Origin of the sequence: Legionella rubrilucens (genome assembly GCF_001468125.1) — a bacterium.
Lineage (GTDB): Bacteria > Pseudomonadota > Gammaproteobacteria > Legionellales > Legionellaceae > Legionella_C > Legionella_C rubrilucens.
The window spans coordinates 280,953-299,123 of record NZ_LNYT01000022.1; the positions used below are offsets into that span (position 1 = coordinate 280,953).

Sequence of the window (18,171 nt, forward strand, 5' to 3'; positions counted from 1 at the left end):
TTTAACCCTGCTTTGTTATGGGATGACCCGGTTTGACAGCGTGGTCAGCCTTAAAGGCTGACCTCAGCATTAGAAGAAAACACCAATCTGTGCAACAACGGTATCGGCTGTTTTACCCGTGCCCAAGGTATTGGCATTGATTACGCCTGGAGGGGCGATACCGTTGGCAAAATCACCACTGCGGTAATCAATGTCATGACGGTATTCAAGACTCTCTACCGTGTCTTTCCAGAGGGAAATATTGAAAACCGTACTGATTCGTTCCCGCGGCAAATTGAGCGCCAGTGTGTCTTTAGACCATTGATAACCCAATGCCAATGAGGCGGGCTTATCAAAGGCTTTGAAGGTGACACCTCCTTCAATCTGAGCCGCCTGGGGTTTTGCGCCTCGGCCGTTAAAACTCAAGGCATTGGGATTGAATGCTTTGGTCGCGCCGACCCATTCTAAAGCCAGGGTATAACGATCGAAACTCACATTACCATGAATATTAAAGGCCGGTACTTTGCCAACGGCCTCAGAACCATTGGTAATTGAACCAAAACCGCCAAAGGTGGTGCCTGCGGGGGAACCCGTATTCTGCATACCGCCGGCGTCGGCAATCGTGCCAAGGTACCCTGCACCGATCTCGCCGGTGACATCGCCCTGTTCCAGCGTATAACCGGCATTGACACCACCTACACCGTCACGTCCCAGGGTAGTATCAGAACGGAAAGCATAAGCCTGGGCATAAGGACCGGTACCCTGTTGTGATTTATAACCCAGGATAATCGGTCTGGCTTTGGTACGAGCCATGATCATCGTAATGGGCGAACTCACCATGGCGCTTGCATACTTTCCAAAAGGAACAAATAACTGTCCTGCGGTAAAATAGAAGGGCGATTTGTCCAGATTACCAATGTTGACAAAACCCAGGTTCAAATCAAAGGATGAATTGGCTACGCGTTGATTGCTGAGATCGGGCGGTGATTCATCATAGGCAATCCCGATAAAGGCTTCCACCATGTCGTTCAAGGCTGCCGCGACATCCAACTCACTGGATCCTAAGGTAATATCACCCTGTGAATTCCCAATGAATGGTCTCGAGAGCGTGGCTACGGGTTCCGTTTTACCGCTGATGGCAATAATGGGCATGGTCGGGACAGGATAGCCAATGCGCTCATAGGCACGGTAAAGGCGTCGACGCTGCTGCATTAAACGGATATCGCGGTTAATACTGGAAATATTAACGATGTAATCGGAGCCATCAAAGGCAGGCCTGTCACCAAGATAGGGCGAGGTCACCACGGGCGTACCGGCAATGTAGGTCAACACGTGCTCATCAGCAACCAATGCGGTTGGGTAAAAACCGATGGATTCTGGGTGGCTGTCAATGGTATGCACGCTGAGCAGGCTGCTATGAAATGACAAAGGGCCGTCTCGTGGTATGGGTTTCGCTGTATTAGCCGTGCTTTCAGGTGCTTTACTGGCTGGCTTTTTATTGAGTTTGGGGGGTTCCGCCGGTTGTGTGGATTGCGAGACCACCTGCTTTTGCAGGTTGTTAATCTGATCCTGAAGGGCTTTCGTTTGATTTTGAAGGCGTTGAATTTCTTGCAACAATTCCTTATTCGCTACAGCAAAGCCCGGGCTGGCTAACGCAGCCAAGGCCATAAATAATACTTTGTGTTTCACAACCGATACTCCTGATTATAATTCAATCTTCCACTTGCTTCGGCGAATTGATTATAACTGGAGCGCATCAGGCTGGCCAGCGATTGTTCACTCTATTTACCTAAAAGGTAGTTTTTTGCAATAAAAAACCCATCCGAAGATGGGTTCTTGAAGCGGGATGGGCATTAAGCCGGGGCAACCCATTTCAGTCCGCCATAAACACCGTACATGCCAAAGTCAGACATATCAATTCTTAAGCATCCGCATAATGGGTTAATGTGCTGTAATGAATTGAAGTAGTTAAATACCTGATAGCCTGCTTCAATATTCAGTGTTCCATTCGCTGTTTCATAGGCATAGTTAGCTCCTAACTTGGCCTCAACGCTGGGAACCACTGATTTCTGCGTACCATAACGAGTAAATGCAACCAGATTATTACCAAAGAAGGTTGCTTCGTTATAACGTCCAGTTCCATAAAGAATCGATCCGGAAGTATTGGCTGTAATGCTGAAGTTTTCCGTCAGATCATAGGAAAAATCAACACCTACAACTGGCCCCACACCATTGAAGTCGGTATTTTGCGTACCAAATACCCCAGAGGTTAACAAGAGAATGGTGGGCGAAACAACGCTGTAAGCCAGGTTGCTGTTGACACGGATGTCAGCGTACTGGAAACCGCCATAAAAACGGGCGTTCTTACGCATTCCCATATCCACGTGTTGACCCATTACAGCATTCACACGATCAAACTTGTTGGTGAATGTGTGGGTAAAATTAGCGGATACAACACCACCCAGCGGGGAGGGGAAAACGCCAGTGAATGAACCGTTGTTGCTATCCACATCATAATGCAGCCAATCGACCGTGAGATCATTGCCTGTGCGGAAATGATAGGATCCTTCCAGTTTGTATCCCCATCCCCATTCATTATCAACATCTTTGTATTCACTCAGGGAAGAGGCAGCGAGACCGTAAGCCTTGTCAGCGTCATAAATTGGCTTTAAGTACAATGCCTGTATGCCGAGATCCCATTTTTTTGCTTCGCAGGGGACTGTGACATCGCCCGGGGTACAAGTTGGAGCAGGCGGAGCACCGTACATACCTGCTGCTGCAAAACCGCTGATACTCATTCCTAGAATTGCCAGGGTTGTTCTTCTAAACATGTTTACTCCCTTAATCCAAAAAAAAGCCCATCACAGGTGATGGGCTTAAATCTTACCGAGTTGCTAATTAAACGTTGCCAACCCACTTCAGACCGACGTAAGGACCGTGCAGAGCGAAGTCAGTTTCGATAACGTTAGTACCCAGGATCAATGGGCTAGTTCCGATATGCTGAGCATTGAAGTAGTTAACCCACATGTAACCAGCATCCAGAGTCAGATCGCCTTGAGCCATAGCGTAAGTGTATTTAGCACCCAGTTTCGCTTCCAGTTCAGGAACGATAGCAGTTTTGGAACCGTGAGTAGTAGCAACTGTAACACCGTTAACTACACGAGCAGTGTCAAACTTGCTGTCGCCAACCAGAATAGCAGTTGCGCCGTTTGCATAAACTGCGAAACCATTACCCCAATCGTAGGACATGTCAGCACCAACACGAGGACCGAAACCGTTGAAACGCAGGTCAGCTGTATCACGAATAGCTAAAGCGTTAACTTGAGCCCAGAAATCAGTGTCGATACGAGCGTACTGAGCACCACCGTGGAAGCGGATGTTTTTGAACTCACCGAAGTCAACGTGTTGACCGAATTCAAAGTTTACAGCATCCCATTGTGGCTCAACACTGGCAACTCCACCGACAGCGAAGAAATCATCAGTGAAATTGAAATCAGTGTCTTTACTGAAGTGGTACCAGTTGATGTTGATGTCGTTACCAGTGCTGAAGTGGTAAGAACCTTCTAACTTGAAGCCCCAGCCCCAATCCAGATCCAGGTCGTGGTAGTAGGTGTTGCCAGCAGCATCAGTAGTAGCGAAACGGTAACCGAAATCGCCGTCATAAACTGGTTGCAAATATAAAGCTTGTACACCGAAATCCCAAGCAGTTCTTTCGCAAGGAACGGTTACATTACCAGGGGTGCAAACAGGACCCATGGTACCAGCAAACACTGCACTGCTTCCTAAAGCAAGAACAGCTACCGCTGTTTTTTTCAAATTTAACATTGCTTCATCTCCACTTTTTATTATTAACTTTCCGTTTTGCTGTCAAATCACAACGAGGTGTTGACCACAGTACGCAATCATCGCTCTATCCGAGAACGTACATAGGCAAATTATCTAGTCCAATTCTTGTAAAGTCAACATTAAAATTGCAAGTTTTATCAACAATCTTAATATTTTCCTCGAATTCGCTCATATTTTATTCAGCCTGAAAAATATAATGCAGAACTCACACAAGCAGGCTTAATGGTAAAGGCTACATGAATTTTTTTGGTTTTGCCACCTGAAAGTAGGCTTTTTTTTGCTTTTTTTATACGAACACACCAGGCATGCATCTTATTGATACAATGAGATAAATTAAATACCATAATCAGCGCATTGATCGCCAGCATCGAAATCAGCACGGATTGAAGAGCTATATATAATGTATCGATGCACCGAGCAAACCCGTATCCAGCCTATATTTTTTTCTCTATTTCGACCACCACGCGACGGTTTAATGCCATGCCGGCCTCTGTGGTATTCGGCGCGACAGGATCCAGCACCCCAAACCAGGTGGTATAAATCATGTCCTTGTTAATGCCCTGACTTAACAGAAACTTCTCAACGGCTTTAGCCCTGGCTTCCGACATCGCATTATTAATGGATTTACGGCCCCGATCATCAGAATACCCGTAAATGTTGATTTTCCTGACCTGTGGATCCGCATTCACATAGGTCACGATGCGCTTGAGTTGGCGCAGCTGTGCTTCTTCCAATTTGTAATCGTTGGTATCAAACAATAAAACCGTGGTTTTAACGTGCTCGTAATTAAACGGCAGAAGATTGCCGAGGCAGCGCTGGTATTTGGCATACACTTTCTGAAAATGGATGGGGGATAGAATCACCGTGACTGGAAACCCTTGTTCCGAACGGTATTGGATGCGCGTATTATATCCCTTGGCCAGGTACGTCAGGGTACTGAGTGCTGGATCCCGCGGGAGAAAAAGTGCAAATTCGCCTGGGGTGAGGACGGTCTTAGTGATCGGGAAACGCAGGGCGCGCGGCTTCCAGACAGGTTCTTTGGCATAGACCACCGCCGGCAACTCCCTTTGCACCTGCTCCCACTTACTCATGATGAAGTGCGGCGGTCTTGCGGCATATTGCTCAAAATAGGCAATCCCATAGTTCGGAATGACCAAAGACAAGCCGCAGCGCAGACGGTTGCCGGTCATTTTCCATTTCTCAAACCCCATGGGGCTTTTGTATTGAACCGGCACAACCGCCTTTGCCTGTTCTCCCCACAAGCTGCCAATCACGATCAAAGGCAAAACGGAACATGTAAAAAACTGCTTTAAAGCCATTTTTTGTTCATCCTGCTTTGTTATTCCGTGTTATGCTCCCTATTATCGGCTAACTTTGTGGAACCTTTATTTTGCAAACACTTGTTATAACCCGTCCGGACGATTGGCACGTTCATTTTCGCGACGGCGACGCGCTTAAAGAGACAGTAGCCGCCACCGCCAGGCATTTTTCCCGGGCGTTGGCCATGCCCAACTTGAAGCCGGCGTTGACGTCGGTTCGGTCCGTGTTGGCTTACCGGGAACGTCTTATGAAGGCTCTGACGTCACCCTATGACTTTACTCCTTACATGACACTTTATATTAATGAACAGGTACAACCCGAGGAGATGCTCAGCATTCAGGCAGGCGATGCCATTCTGGGAGCCAAACTCTATCCCGCCGGCGCCACCACCAATTCAGAAGAAGGAACTCATTCGTTACGTGCCCTCTACCCTTTATTGGAGGTTATGCAGCAGCAGGATCTGGTGTTGCAGATCCATGGCGAAATCACTCATGGGGATATTTTCGATCGCGAAGCCGCCTTTCTTACCGAAGGATTACTGCCCTTAACCCGTGATTTCCCTAAGCTGCGCATCGTACTGGAACACATTTCCACCAAGGCCGCCGTTGATTTTGTCAGTGAGGCAGGCGAGCGGGTTGCCGCCACCATTACGCCGCATCACTTATTGTATAACCGGAATCAACTGTTAAGCGGCGGGGTTAAACCGCATTATTATTGTTTACCGATTCTTAAACGGGAGCGCGATCAACTGGCTTTACAACAAGCCGCCGTCAGCGGGAATGCTAAATTTTTTGCCGGCACCGACAGCGCCCCGCATGCACGCCAGAACAAAGAGACTGCCTGCGGCTGTGCCGGCATCTATTCCGCACCCTATGCCGTTTCACTATACGCCCAGGTGTTTGATCAACTCGGTAAGCTTGAAAAATTGAATTGCTTTATGGGCCATTTCGGCGCTTCATTCTATCAATTACCCATCAATAAAAGCGAATTACTGCTTAAAAGGCAGCCGCAAACAGTGCCTCACAGCCTGCCACTCGGTAAGGACAGTGTCATTCCCATGGCCGCCGGCGAAACATTGGCCTGGAGTGTTCATGAAGGTTAATGCATTATTAAAATCCAGTCTTAAACACCGTTTTCGCGGTTTTCTCCCGGTGGTAGTCGATATCGAAACAGCAGGCGTGGATCCCTGCAAAAACGCCTTGCTGGAAATGTGCATTGTTATTCTCGACATGGATGAACAGGGTCATTATTACCCTGCCGCTACCTACTTCGAGCACATTCTGCCCTTTGACGGTGCAGAACTGGACGCCAAGTCTCTGGCGTTTAATCAGATTGATCCCTTTCAACCCCTGCGCTTCGCGGTCGATGAGAAGGAAGCCTTGCATCGCCTGTTTACCCCTATTCTTGCCGCCCTGGATAAAAGCAAATGCCAGCGCGCCGTGCTGGTCGGTCATAATGCCTGGTTTGATTTGCTCTTTATTAAGGAAGCCGTGAAGCGTACTGGAGTAAAAAGCCCCTTTCATGCCTTTACCTGCTTTGATACGGCAACGCTTGGGGGGTTGTTTTACGGAGAAACCGTCCTGGCTAAAGCCGCCGTGGCCGCAGGCATTCCCTTCAATACCAATGAAGCTCATTCAGCGATTTATGATGCGGAAAAAACGGCCGAGCTCTTTTGCAGGATGATCAATACCTGGCATAAAACGCTGGCAAAAACCATTCAGGAATAAGAAGAGGACTGCCGGCGGTAACGCCGGCAGGAAACAGTTACAGCGAGTCGGAGTGAGAAGCCAGGTACTCGGCAACCCCTTTTGGAGAAGCCTTCATACCCGCCTTGCCTTTTTGCCAACCGGCTGGGCAGACTTCGCCATGTTCTTCAAAGAATTGGACCGCATCGATAATGCGCAGAATTTCATCCACATTGCGGCCAATGGGTAAATCATTCACGATTTGTGAACGGACAACGCCATTTTTATCGATGACAAAAGCCCCGCGGAATGCAACGCCGGCAACAGGGTGTTCCACGCCGTAAGATTGGCAAATGGTATGCGAAATGTCAGCTGCCAGGGCGAATTTGACCGGGCCAATACCGCCGTCTTTAACCGCCGTGTTACGGTAAGCGTTATGCGTAAATTGCGAATCAATGGATACCGCAATCACTTCCACACCGCGTTCTTTAAACTCATGCATGCGGTGATCCAGAGCAATCAGCTCGGAAGGGCATACAAAGGTGAAATCAAGGGGGTAAAAGAAAACCAGCCCGTATTTCCCTTTGATCGTGTCATGCAAATTCAATTTATCAGTGATTTCACCATTACCGAGTACGGCAGGTACAGTAAAGTCCGGGGCTTTTCTTCCAACTAAAACACTCATCTGCTTCTCCTTAGGAAAGGCGTACCAGGTACGCGGATTTAAATTCACAATGTACAGGGTGCAATGGCTTAAAGAGCAATCGCGTCTCTTAACAAGGCCTCCAGTTCCCCTTGCTGATAGAGTTCGGCAATGATATCAGAACCCCCGATTAATTCACCTTTTACCCAAAGCTGCGGAAAGGTGGGCCAATCAGCATATTGAGGCAGTGTTTGACGGATGTCAGGATTGGCAAGTACATCGACATAAGCAAAATCAACACCACACGCATCAATGCACTGAACAGCACGGGCAGAAAAGCCGCATTGAGGCATTTTGGGCGTGCCCTTCATATATAACAATATCGCATTTTCAGCAATTTGTTGTTTGATTTTATCAATGGTATCCACAAAGTCACCTACATTTTTGGAAATTAAAAAACACCGCCAATTATGGCGAAAATAAGACCAGTTAGCAACTGGGGTTACCCTTTAGCCGCATTGAATATGTTGAACATCCTGCTACACTTACTAACTCAAAATAAAAACTGGAGAATGATTCATGGCATTCAGCTTACCCCCACTACCTTATAGTCTCGAAGCCTTAGCGCCCACCATTTCCAAAGAAACACTGGAATATCATTATGGCAAACATCACAATGCGTATGTGACTAACCTCAACAAGTTAATTGCCGGCACCGAATTCGAGCAGTTAAGCCTTGAAGACATCATCAAACAGTCGTCAGGCGGTATCTTTAATAATGCCGCTCAGGTGTGGAATCATACCTTTTACTGGCATTGTTTAAGCCCTAACGGCGGCGGCGAACCCAAAGGGCGTCTGGCTGACATGATTACTAAAAAGTTTGGTTCCTTTTCCGCGTTTAAAGAGCAATTCAGTCAAGCGGCCATTACCACCTTTGGTTCAGGCTGGGCCTGGCTGGTGCAGGATCAAGATGGCGAATTGAAAATCACCAGTACCAGCAATGCCGGCACCCCGATGACGGAAGGACTGAATGCCCTGTTAACCTGTGACGTCTGGGAACATGCCTATTACATCGATTACCGTAATGCCCGTCCTGACTACGTCAGTGCATTCTGGAATCTGGTGAACTGGCAATTTGTAGAAGAAAACCTGCAATAACAGCGCAGGTTTAACCGCCTGATGATTAATAAGGAGTTTTAATGGCACTAATTACGAGTTATAACCCGCTGCCGATTACTTTTACTCATGGAGAAGGTGTCTGGCTTTATGATGAACAGGGCAAAGCCTACCTTGATGGCTTAAGCGGTATTGCCGTCTGCGGGTTGGGTCATGCTCACCCCGAAGTCACTAAAACCATCCAAACTCAGGCGGCTAAACTGCTGCACACGTCGAATGCCTTCCACATCAAGGAACAGGAATTACTTGCCGAGAAATTAACGGCAATTACCGGCATGGAGCAGGTTTTTTTTGCCAATTCTGGCGCCGAAGCCAACGAAGCGGCCATTAAACTGACCCGCCTGTACGGGCATAAAAAAGGCATCGAAACCCCCTCCATTATTGTTATGGAGCGTGCATTTCACGGCCGCACCATGGCGACACTCACAGCCTCCGGCAGCCGCAAGGTGCAGGCCGGTTTTGAGCCTCTGGTGCCGGGTTTTATCCGTGCGCCCTTTAATGATCTGGAAGCCCTGCATACCATCGCGGCAAATCGCGACGATGTGGTGGCCATCATGCTTGAACCCATTCAGGGTGAAGGCGGAATTTTTGCCGCAGATGATTCTTATTTACGGGCGGTTGAACAACTTTGTCACCAGCATGACTGGCTGCTCATTCTCGATGAAATCCAGACAGGCAACGGCCGCACCGGCAAATGGTTTGCCTACATGCACACCAATGTCCGCCCAGACATCATCACGACTGCCAAAGGGCTGGCCAATGGCGTACCCATCAGTGCCTGCTTAATGAGTCATCGCGCTTGCAATCTCTTCAAGCCAGGCAATCACGGCTCAACTTTCGGAGGCAATCCATTAGCCTGCGCAACGGCCCTGACCGTACTTGAGGTCATTGAGCGCGACAAACTGTGTGAGAAAGCCGCAAGTAACGGCAATTTCCTTAAAGAAAAACTCATGCGTGAACTCAACGATCACCCGGCTGTGCGTGCTATCCGCGGCCGCGGCCTCATGCTGGGCATTGAACTCGACAGGCCGGCGAATGATGCCCGGGCGATTGGGCTTAAGCATGGGGTTTTGTTTAATGTCACCGCGGAAAACGTCATTCGTCTGCTGCCGCCTTTAATTATCAGCGAAAATGAAATTGAAGAATTGGTTTCCCGTGTCTGTAAAACCATTCATGAATTCATTGCCTTAAAAGCGAAGGAAGTCAGCTGAGTTTAATCCTGCCCGCGATTAATGGGCAGGAGAATTAAGCGAGATGAAACACCTGCCCACGCTTGACGAAACCACAGAATCCCTGGTGTTGAGCGTCGGGTAGTTGACCGTCATTGTAATGATATAACCACATTTTGCTTTTAATACCGGCATCCAATTGACTCAGCTCAACAAAATTGGCATGGACACCGCTTAAATACGATGACGTTTCGCAGTCATGAAAAATAATGTCGGCCTGCTGATAATAAGTCCGCAGCATGGGTAAATTAAATTGGGTGTCCGTGGTCAGCAGAGCCTTGCTTTTTTTCCCCTGGATGAGCAAACCATAGCTGGGTTTCAGTACGCCGTTAGAAATCATGTGCACGGTTTTTACCAGGGTCAATGAAATCCCCTCCCAGACAAACGGGGTTTTATCCGTCATGGCGTTCACATTGAAATAGCTGGAAAGTGAGGCTTCTTCGGTTTTTAGCGTTGCCATCCCGCCTTTCAGGCGTTCCTGCCACAAGGCATCAATCAAACTTTCGTGGAGAAGCAACTCGGGTTTGGGTAAGTCCGTGGTGAATTTGCGCTTAAATCCCAGCCATTCAAGTCCTCCGCAGTGATCCCCATGAAGATGACTGATATAGACAGCATCGATGTCTTTTGCAGCATAGTTCGCATGCGCTAAGGAGAAACGAACATCGGTACCGCAATCAATGAGTAATGTTTTCCCTTCATCGGTTGTCAATAGCATGTTGGAATGGAAATTACCCGCATCTTCCGATAAGCCATTGGCTGTACCCAAAAATAACAATTTCATAGTCAGTCCTATTTATGCGTGTGCACAAAAACCCCATCCCAATCCGGCGGTAAATTCTGAGTACGCAAGTGCATAATCCGTTGGATATAAAGTTCATACAGATACCTATCAGGATAGCATCTCTGCAAATTCTCAAATGCAGTTAAAGCCTCCGGCCAGCGCTGTTGATAAAAGAGAACGAGTGCCTCCTCATAGTGCTGTAATTGAACCAGTAAGGCCGCATCAGCCTCTTGCTGGTAGCCCAAGGGTTCATAAATCGCTACAGGTTGCTGCCGGCCTTTCACAGTTACCTTGTCAATGAGCTGCCAGACAAAGGCCTCCTGGGACGCGCGTGTCGCCTCACTGACTAAAATATCGACGCGATAAAATTTAGTGAGCTGCTCAAGCCGCGAGGCCAGATTCACAGTGTCGCCAATCACGGTGTAAGCTCGTCGAAACTCCGAACCCATATCCCCAACATCCATTTTGCCGGTGGAAATGCCAATGCCCAGTTTAATTTCAGGAAAAGCGACCTGCCCGTGCTGTATGGTTGTCGGTAAGGTGGTCTTAATCGCCAAAGCCGCGGCCACGGCATGAAACGCATGCTGCTCATCGTGCAGCGGTGCACCCCAAAAGGCCATGACCATGTCGCCAACGTACTTGTCTATGGTGCCTTGATGTTCAAAAATGATGCGGGTCATGGGCGTAAACAAGGCATTCAACAGCCACTTGACCGTGCTGGCATCCAGGCTTTCGCTAATGGCGGTAAAATTTCGGATATCGGAAAATAACACCGACATTTCCCGTGTTTCCCCCTCCATGCTGAAATGCTCAGCCGCATTGGTCATCTCCTCAATGTGAGAAGGCGGCACATACTGACCAAACAACCGTTTGATTTTATTTTTTTGCCGCCGCTCGTACACAAACTCATAAAGAAAATTGACCAGAGCCAGCAGCAAGAGCAACAGACAGAAACTTGCCACCGAGAAATAAGTGTTTTTATAGGTGAACAATAAAAAAGAGCCCAACAAGAGGGCAGCGGTCAAGAGGAGGTAGAGAATAATAAGCCACACCGGACCAAGAAACGGCATAATCAGGATAAGCGGCGCCCCAAGCAGTGACATTTCAACCAGCTTTTTTGCGTGATGAGAATGGTGAATGGTTGGAATTTGCTGGTTTAAGATCGCTGCAATGACATTGGCATTGATTTCTACCCCGGGGAACGTCTCGGAAACAGGCGTGGGGTGACGATCGGATAGCAGAATGGTTGACGAGCCGACAATGACGATGGCCCCAGCCAGTTCCTCAGCGGGAACTTTTTTATCGAGTAGATCAGCAATGGAGTAATAAGGAAGTGAACCGGCTTCACCAAAAAATGGAATGAGAATTTGCCCCGATGGATTAAGCGGAATGACCGTCCCACCGACATTCAGCCCGGTTAAAATGGCCTTTCCCTCGCCGTTTGGCCGGGTTAACAGTAACACATGATCCACCAGCAGATAGCGCATGACCACTGCGAGGCTTAAACTTGGGTAAAGTTTATTATCAAAACCAGCTACCAGCAAACCGTGCCTGACCAATCCGTCGGCATCAGGAAAATTGGACACAAACCCGCCAAAACGGGCAGCCTCAATGAAGGACTTAAGGCTCGATTGATAGCCTTGAAACTGAATGACCGACAAGGCGTCGGATTGTATTGCCTCCTGCTGTTCATTCAGTAAAGCGGGAGGCAGTGCGCCTTTGTTGAGTTTAGCCTGGTAAAATAAATAACCCAGGACCGTTTCATGGGTTTGCATTGCCTTGGCAAACAGTAGATCATTGTCAACAGCCGGCGCGAGCCTGTCCAGCGTATCCATTAATGGCTGCCAGGAATTCGCCGATGGCAGGTGAATAATCTTGTCCTTTAAACCCAGCGCATAATTGATTTCCGGCTCGGAAAAAACAACATCAAAGGCGACAATGATGACGCCATACTCTTTCAAACGTTCAATCAACTGAGCAAAAATGGAGCGAGGCCAGGGCCAGCGGCCCTTTTTTGCCACGGAATAGTCATCAATATCGGCAATGACCACGCGCGGGAAAGAAGGCAATGGCCTGGGACTGTTCCTTACCAGGATGTCGTAAAAATAATTATCGAGTCTATGCAGAAAGTGGCTGGACTCTACAACACGGAATTGCTCGAGACAGAGACTGGCTGCTAGAACAAAAAAACCGGCCAGAATTTGCAATCGCTTGGCTTTGAACGAAGCCTTAACATCCATGTCCAGTCACTTTCATGATAGTACCTGTAAGATGCCGCTTAAAACCAACGATTGCTCACTCGTTGGTTACCCTATGTTCATTTTCACGGACAGAGTCGACTGGTTGCTGTGGTACACGCTGCCGCGCTGGAAGTACTGCTGTTCCAGACGGAAAACGTATTGCTTGTAATTGAAGGCAATACCACCACCCACTTTATAACCGTTCATATCCAGATTGAACTCAGGGACAGGTCCTAAAATCACGCCTGTCAATGCGGGACGGCTGTTGGAAAAATCAAGAACCTGCAACAGGCCGCCCTCAACAAACGGTTGGACGCTGTCATTGATTTTATAACCAAGTTCCGCATTTTCCTGCAAATAAGACACTTTATTGGTTAAGGACGGAACCCCCTGGGTTGCCGGATCAAAGGCAAAATGAATGGTGTAAGGATCCTGATCCACTTCCGTGCGCAGAGCACGCAGGTTGGCGTTGAATACAAACTCTTTCCAGGTGTGTGTAAACAGGGCCGATACACTGGCAAACCAGTTTTTGCTGATGGCATTGGCATAGCCGTTTTTCTGCTGGAACTCAAACCGCGTGCTGGTATTGTAGCTCAAACTGTTTTGACCATAGCCGCCAGCCAAATCAAAGAAAAAATGCTGCATAAGGCGCGTTAACACGTGGGCATAAATGCTGTTGTTGCGGATTGATTGTGTGGATGACACCAGCGGCAGGGAAAGCAGTTGCAGCTGGGAACTGAGTTCGGTATCGAGTTTATAAATAAAAAAGCCGCCGGAAATGCGCTGATTAAATTGAAAATTATTGCCGCCCACGCCGTACAGGTTGGAATGCCCATTAAACCGGTTAAAGTTGAGTAATTTCGACGAATCAAATTTAAAATCCTGGTAGCTGTATGCAGCGCCCAGATCATACCGGCTCACAGAAGGCACATTGTCCACCGAGGAATCAATTTCTTTGCTTTGCTCTGTACTGGCAGTCGCCATCAAAGGGAACAGCAGACAGGCATAGCATAACCACTTATTCTTATTCATAGCTACTCCATGCAGGTTACTTGGCCCTAAAAAGGCTGCCAACTCGGCATCAGGCCCCTGTTAACCTAAAATTATAATTCTTTTTATCCCGCAGAATCGAGCAAAATTTTTATCATTCTTTCCTGCAACTAGGTCGCAAAGAATGGCGGAAAATCAGGCGTCACGGTGATTGTTGGCCCCAGCGGCGATTCCACTGCCGTATCGATCACGTTGCTTGGAACCAGTTGCCCAATCACATCGATTGCCATTAAAGCCGGTTCGACTTTGGACGCAGCAGTCACCACCCAGCCCAACGCACCCCAGGAAATAGACCCTGGAGTCACCTGACCTGAAACGCAATCGTAGGTGGCGCTTTTGTATTTTTCCTTAGGTCCCAGGCGGGTATCCCCCATGGTGACCTGCCCCTGATAGACTTGCGTGGCAATTCGTGTGGCTTTGATATTCCTGTTGTTTTTGCATCGTTTTTCTGACGTTGGCGATTTTACCACCATTGCTCTGTAAGAGGTACCGGAAATTGCCAGAGCAATCACTGGGGTTTTTAAAATGGCTTTTTTCTGACTCTTGGTCGTTGATTCCACACCGCCGTTTTTTAGATTGGCCTGACTCTGAATACCTTTGCTTGCTGGTGTGTAACTCGTAATCTCATAAGTCGAATTGGGTTGCAAAGCCACCAGGGTACCGTTGCTGTAGCGAATCTGTACCTGGGAATTGGCGCCGGTCACGATGGTATCGCCCACATAAAAAGAGGAGCCGCGCGTCAGCGGAAGTTTTTGGTTATTGCGTTCCACCGTCACCTGATTGCCGGCAAACAGCACAGTGCCGATGGCCTGCTGCGCATAAGCCGCAAAAGCCTGACCCAAAAAGCAAAAAAAGAGCAGTTTTTTCATGTGAGTATGTCCCTGAATTCTCTCATAAGTTAGCCATCGTACTCTGCCTGATTACACATCGTCAACCGCATTACATGGAATCACTGGCCAGCAGGCGATTCGCATAAAACAGGCGCTTGGCAATTATTTTGACAATGCCCTTATGGAAAGCCGCAGCCAGTTCCGGGTGCTCTTCTGTCATTTTACTCAGGCTCTCTGCAGTAAAGCGATAGGCCAAACAGTCATTGGTCGCCACGACAGAGGCCGTGCGAGGCTGATTTAAATAGAATGCCATTTCACCCACAATGGTACCGGCAAGCAGCCGGCGCAGCCGTTTTTCTTTCGCGGTGCCATAGCCTAGAATGATTTCCAGTTCACCCTCCGCTATCCAGAACAGTTCACGCGTTTCTTCTCCCTCTTCACAGACAATACTTCCCTTGCTGAACGTCAATCGTTCACCATAAGACAATAAATCATCAATCTCGCGAATGTCAGGAAAACTTAAATTAAAAAGCGACTTGTAATCCTCTTTCCTGGCTGTCTGGTATTTTTGCATTAACGCGTTTTCACACCATTCAAGAGCATGGTCAAGATCGGTGAATTTTTTATACGCCAGTTTTTTATGCTCCGTCGCGGCAAAACGCTGGATTTCCTGCTCAATCACGCGAGGAAGATGGGTAAACAGCACCTTGACGTGTTGTTTCTGGGTATAGTTCAGCAAATTGATGAAGCTTAAGGCACCAGACACTTCAATCCCGGTCACCTGATTAAAATTAATGATTAAGTAATTGCAATGCGGTCCTTTATCCAGCTGTTTGCGGATGCGATTAAGAATGTCATAGGCATTCCCAAAAAAAAGATACCCTCTGACATTGACGATCAGAATTTTGTTGCCGTGTTGTTCCAATAGAATTTTATCTGCTTCATTACGTTCGACGTGGCTGTGCAAGACTTCGGCGGAAAGCATGGAAGACACGACCGGGATACGGCTATAGCGGAAAAAGAAGATGGCCAGGGACAATAGTAAACCAATCATGATTCCTGTCAGCAGACCTAAAAACACGATGGTGGCCATAATCATCAGCACAATCAGGTAATCCAGCCAGGAAATTTTATTTTTAATCGTCACCAGCCATTCCAGCAAAAAATCAAACGCCACATAAAGCAGCAGGCCGCTGAAAATAAACCTGGGCAGCAGAGTGAGCAACTCGGCCCCCGCAACCATCAATAACAGACAGAAAATGCCAGCCAGGATACCCACAGCGCGCTGACCGAGGTGAAAATGGAGATTGGTTTTCGAGAACGACAGCACATGGTAGCCGCCTAAGCCGCCGCCCAAGCCGATTAAGCTGTTAGCAATGCCATTGGATTTTAATTCACGGTTAATGTCCATGCTTTCCCGGCTGCTTATCTCAAAGCTCGATATATTGAGAAGCATGCTGATCATACCCAATACCGCCAACGCAAAATAATCAGCCATGTGATCAAGAAGCAGGCGCCATTGCACGGACTGACTCAGCACCTTTTCACTGGGCCACAAAGGCAGCCTGCCGTCAGGGAAGGGGCCCAGCATCAACCCGGCTCGTTTTGCGTCATCGAGCGGAATACCCAGAAGCAGTAAATAAAAATAAAACCCGATAAAACTTAAAATGACCATGATCGGGAACACACGGCTGCTGGCCAGCATCCGTTCCAGAATAAGGATGCTGCCGCCTAATGCCGCCGGTAAAATCCATAACGCCCGCGCCTGTTCCTGAACAAGCGCCTCAAACGTGTCCAGGGTGGAATGGCCGCCGACCATAGACTGCAGAGTACTGACCAGGAGCAACCACCCCGTACCGGCCAAAAAACCGCCAATCACCGGGTAGGGAATATATCGAACCAGTTTTCCAAGCTTAAAAACCCCTAAGGCGTACATGGTAAGCCCTAAAAGCAGGGCCATGATGACGATCGCCATCATCACCGTCGGTAAAGGGTCAATGCCCCTGTCCAGTGCCAGCAATTCCCTGGCAAGGGAGGCAGCCACCAGGGCTGTGATGATGGCAAAGATATCCTGGGAGGCGGCAATGGTGTATCGGGATGAACTGAACCAGGCCATAAGAATCAGCAGGATCCCCGAACCGAATAAGCCGGCTGAAATCCCATACAATAAATCAGACGATAAAGGCCCGCTGAAAATGAGCGACGCATACGACAGGCAATCCACGGCCACCAGGGTACCGAGGAGTAATCCTGCAAACACGGTGGTGATTGAACTGGCCTTAAAGATATTCATTAATGTCGATACTTGAGCGTTTACCCAGGTGGATAAGGTTTTCCTTTAACCAATCATCAGCCAAATGACGCCCCAGGTCAAACAGGTGAAGGATAAACTCCCAATCGGTATTTAATTTACTGGCCACTGAATAATTTTCCATTGCTTTATCTGCCCGTATGGCATGCATGTAGATCCGTTTCATGGTTTGGGCATACTCGTCTTTAATCCAGCCCTCATCAAGCATCTTGCTGACAAAAGCGACCGCCCGCATTTCGCGCATCAGCGACGAATTAAAGCTCACCTCATTCATGCGGTTGATGATTTCCGAGGCTTTTTGCGGTAGTTTTTCACGCTGAATGGGATTGATGTGGATAATCAGAATATCGTTATGATGGGATTCGTAAATAAGAGGGAACAGGGCGGGATTTCCCATGTAACCCCCATCCCAATAAAAATCCTCCTTCACCTGAACCGCCTGAAAGAGAAAAGGCAGGCAGGAGGACGCCATGACGGCATCCAGGCCGATCTCTTCGTTTTGAAATACCTTGATTTTGCCGGTTCTGACATTGGTTGCACAAATAAACAGACGCAGGGCCTTGCTTTGACTGATTTGATTAAAATCGACCAGGGACTCCACAATGTCTCGCAAAGGATTCACATTGCCGGGATTAAATTCGTAGGGAGAGAACAATTTGGTCATCATATCGAACAGAAAATAGCCCTGGGAGAATTCAGGGGTGATTCCCAGCCATTGCTCAAGCCAGGTGACCTTGACGGGGCTGAAGAAAACGCCGGCATCGCTTATTGTTTTCCAGAAATGGGCTAGTAAATCACGGGCTTCGTCAGGTCCTCCATTGGCCATCCCCTGCGCCAGAATGACGGCATTCATTGCCCCGGCGCTGGTGGCTGAAATACAATCGATGTCAATTCTGCCGTCTTCAAGAAGCCTGTCCAACACCCCCCAGGCCAAGGCGCCGTGTGTACCGCCGCCCTGCAGGGCCAGATTAATTGTTTTTGCGTGTTTAGCCATAACCATTCCCTAGTTTCAATTAGCATAGGCAGAGTTGATCACACGCGTCAAGTCAGTGAAATGGCGTGGCTTGCTAATCGCCCTGGT

17 protein-coding genes are annotated in these 18,171 nt (G+C 48.2%); 4 read left to right on the forward strand and 13 right to left on the reverse strand.

The features are described from left to right. Window positions 1-69 precede the first annotated feature (69 nt). From Lrub_RS13035 to Lrub_RS13055, 5 genes are all read right to left on the reverse strand, one after another. On the reverse strand, window positions 70-1,668 hold the full coding sequence (locus Lrub_RS13035; RefSeq protein ID WP_058532541.1) for an LbtU family siderophore porin: 1,599 nt from the start codon (window positions 1,666-1,668) through the stop codon (window positions 70-72). 164 nt (window positions 1,669-1,832) lie between these two features. After that, window positions 1,833-2,810: an Lpg1974 family pore-forming outer membrane protein gene (locus tag Lrub_RS13040; protein WP_058532542.1), complete on the reverse strand. Its 978-nt coding sequence runs from the start codon at window positions 2,808-2,810 to the stop codon at window positions 1,833-1,835. 67 nt (window positions 2,811-2,877) lie between these two features. Further along, window positions 2,878-3,804: an Lpg1974 family pore-forming outer membrane protein gene (locus Lrub_RS13045; protein ID WP_058532543.1), complete on the reverse strand. Its 927-nt coding sequence runs from the start codon at window positions 3,802-3,804 to the stop codon at window positions 2,878-2,880. A gap of 200 nt (window positions 3,805-4,004) precedes the next feature. Further along, on the reverse strand, window positions 4,005-4,193 hold the full coding sequence (locus Lrub_RS13050; protein WP_058532544.1) for a hypothetical protein: 189 nt from the start codon (window positions 4,191-4,193) through the stop codon (window positions 4,005-4,007). Window positions 4,194-4,259: 66 nt separating this feature from the next. Next, complete coding sequence (locus Lrub_RS13055; RefSeq protein WP_058532545.1) at window positions 4,260-5,144, reverse strand: OmpA family protein; 885 nt, start codon at window positions 5,142-5,144, stop codon at window positions 4,260-4,262. Window positions 5,145-5,215: 71 nt separating this feature from the next. Between Lrub_RS13055 and pyrC the strand changes: the two genes are divergently transcribed. Together pyrC and rnt are read left to right on the forward strand one after the other, a co-directional pair. Continuing rightward, the gene (pyrC, locus tag Lrub_RS13060) at window positions 5,216-6,247 is read left to right on the forward strand and encodes a dihydroorotase (RefSeq protein ID WP_133134092.1); all 1,032 of its coding nucleotides are present in this window, start codon (window positions 5,216-5,218) and stop codon (window positions 6,245-6,247) included. After that, on the forward strand, window positions 6,237-6,872 hold the full coding sequence (rnt, locus tag Lrub_RS13065; protein ID WP_058532547.1) for a ribonuclease T: 636 nt from the start codon (window positions 6,237-6,239) through the stop codon (window positions 6,870-6,872). The genes pyrC and rnt overlap by 11 nt, the downstream gene beginning before the upstream one ends. 37 nt (window positions 6,873-6,909) lie before the next feature. Here the strand turns inward: rnt and Lrub_RS13070 are convergent, their stop codons facing one another. Both Lrub_RS13070 and grxD read right to left on the reverse strand, forming a co-directional pair. Beyond that, window positions 6,910-7,515, reverse strand: a complete 606-nt coding sequence (locus Lrub_RS13070) for a peroxiredoxin (protein WP_058532548.1) — start codon at window positions 7,513-7,515, stop codon at window positions 6,910-6,912. Between the two features lie 68 nt (window positions 7,516-7,583). Further along, window positions 7,584-7,901, reverse strand: coding sequence for a Grx4 family monothiol glutaredoxin (gene grxD, locus Lrub_RS13075; protein ID WP_058532549.1), 318 nt, complete (start codon window positions 7,899-7,901; stop codon window positions 7,584-7,586). A gap of 151 nt (window positions 7,902-8,052) precedes the next feature. Between grxD and Lrub_RS13080 the strand changes: the two genes are divergently transcribed. Together Lrub_RS13080 and Lrub_RS13085 are read left to right on the forward strand one after the other, a co-directional pair. Then, the gene (locus Lrub_RS13080; protein ID WP_058532550.1) at window positions 8,053-8,631 is read left to right on the forward strand and encodes a superoxide dismutase; all 579 of its coding nucleotides are present in this window, start codon (window positions 8,053-8,055) and stop codon (window positions 8,629-8,631) included. Between the two features lie 41 nt (window positions 8,632-8,672). Continuing rightward, entirely contained in the window at window positions 8,673-9,860 is a 1,188-nt protein-coding gene (locus Lrub_RS13085; RefSeq protein WP_058532551.1) for an aspartate aminotransferase family protein, read from the forward strand. A 34-nt stretch (window positions 9,861-9,894) separates the two neighbouring features. Here the strand turns inward: Lrub_RS13085 and Lrub_RS13090 are convergent, their stop codons facing one another. From Lrub_RS13090 to Lrub_RS13115, 6 genes are all read right to left on the reverse strand, one after another. Next, window positions 9,895-10,659, reverse strand: coding sequence for an MBL fold metallo-hydrolase (locus tag Lrub_RS13090; RefSeq protein WP_058532552.1), 765 nt, complete (start codon window positions 10,657-10,659; stop codon window positions 9,895-9,897). 8 nt (window positions 10,660-10,667) lie between these two features. After that, window positions 10,668-12,899, reverse strand: coding sequence for a CHASE2 domain-containing protein (locus tag Lrub_RS13095; RefSeq protein ID WP_058532553.1), 2,232 nt, complete (start codon window positions 12,897-12,899; stop codon window positions 10,668-10,670). Between the two features lie 66 nt (window positions 12,900-12,965). Next, entirely contained in the window at window positions 12,966-13,931 is a 966-nt protein-coding gene (locus Lrub_RS13100) for a hypothetical protein (protein ID WP_058532554.1), read from the reverse strand. Between the two features lie 128 nt (window positions 13,932-14,059). Then, window positions 14,060-14,818 (reverse strand): FecR family protein, encoded by a 759-nt coding sequence (locus tag Lrub_RS13105; protein WP_058532555.1) that lies wholly within the window; start codon window positions 14,816-14,818, stop codon window positions 14,060-14,062. 70 nt (window positions 14,819-14,888) lie between these two features. After that, entirely contained in the window at window positions 14,889-17,072 is a 2,184-nt protein-coding gene (locus Lrub_RS13110; RefSeq protein WP_058532556.1) for an SLC26A/SulP transporter family protein, read from the reverse strand. Further along, window positions 17,059-18,084: a patatin-like phospholipase family protein gene (locus Lrub_RS13115; protein ID WP_058532804.1), complete on the reverse strand. Its 1,026-nt coding sequence runs from the start codon at window positions 18,082-18,084 to the stop codon at window positions 17,059-17,061. The genes Lrub_RS13110 and Lrub_RS13115 overlap by 14 nt, the downstream gene beginning before the upstream one ends. Window positions 18,085-18,171 lie beyond the last annotated feature (87 nt).

What these genes read in the sequence shown, in the direction of transcription:
- Lrub_RS13040 (WP_058532542.1), bottom strand. Translation starts at nt 2,810, where the DNA reads ATGTTTAGAAGAACAACCCTGGCAATTCTAGGAATGAGTATCAGCGGT.
- Lrub_RS13045 (WP_058532543.1), bottom strand. Translation starts at nt 3,804, where the DNA reads ATGTTAAATTTGAAAAAAACAGCGGTAGCTGTTCTTGCTTTAGGAAGC.
- Lrub_RS13050 (WP_058532544.1), bottom strand. Translation starts at nt 4,193, where the DNA reads ATGCTGGCGATCAATGCGCTGATTATGGTATTTAATTTATCTCATTGT.
- Lrub_RS13055 (WP_058532545.1), bottom strand. Translation starts at nt 5,144, where the DNA reads ATGGCTTTAAAGCAGTTTTTTACATGTTCCGTTTTGCCTTTGATCGTG.
- rnt (WP_058532547.1), top strand. Translation starts at nt 6,237, where the DNA reads ATGAAGGTTAATGCATTATTAAAATCCAGTCTTAAACACCGTTTTCGC.
- Lrub_RS13070 (WP_058532548.1), bottom strand. Translation starts at nt 7,515, where the DNA reads ATGAGTGTTTTAGTTGGAAGAAAAGCCCCGGACTTTACTGTACCTGCC.
- Lrub_RS13080 (WP_058532550.1), top strand. Translation starts at nt 8,053, where the DNA reads ATGGCATTCAGCTTACCCCCACTACCTTATAGTCTCGAAGCCTTAGCG.
- Lrub_RS13085 (WP_058532551.1), top strand. Translation starts at nt 8,673, where the DNA reads ATGGCACTAATTACGAGTTATAACCCGCTGCCGATTACTTTTACTCAT.
- Lrub_RS13090 (WP_058532552.1), bottom strand. Translation starts at nt 10,659, where the DNA reads ATGAAATTGTTATTTTTGGGTACAGCCAATGGCTTATCGGAAGATGCG.
- Lrub_RS13095 (WP_058532553.1), bottom strand. Translation starts at nt 12,899, where the DNA reads ATGGATGTTAAGGCTTCGTTCAAAGCCAAGCGATTGCAAATTCTGGCC.
- Lrub_RS13100 (WP_058532554.1), bottom strand. Translation starts at nt 13,931, where the DNA reads ATGAATAAGAATAAGTGGTTATGCTATGCCTGTCTGCTGTTCCCTTTG.
- Lrub_RS13105 (WP_058532555.1), bottom strand. Translation starts at nt 14,818, where the DNA reads ATGAAAAAACTGCTCTTTTTTTGCTTTTTGGGTCAGGCTTTTGCGGCT.
- Lrub_RS13110 (WP_058532556.1), bottom strand. Translation starts at nt 17,072, where the DNA reads ATGAATATCTTTAAGGCCAGTTCAATCACCACCGTGTTTGCAGGATTA.
- Lrub_RS13115 (WP_058532804.1), bottom strand. Translation starts at nt 18,084, where the DNA reads ATGGCTAAACACGCAAAAACAATTAATCTGGCCCTGCAGGGCGGCGGT.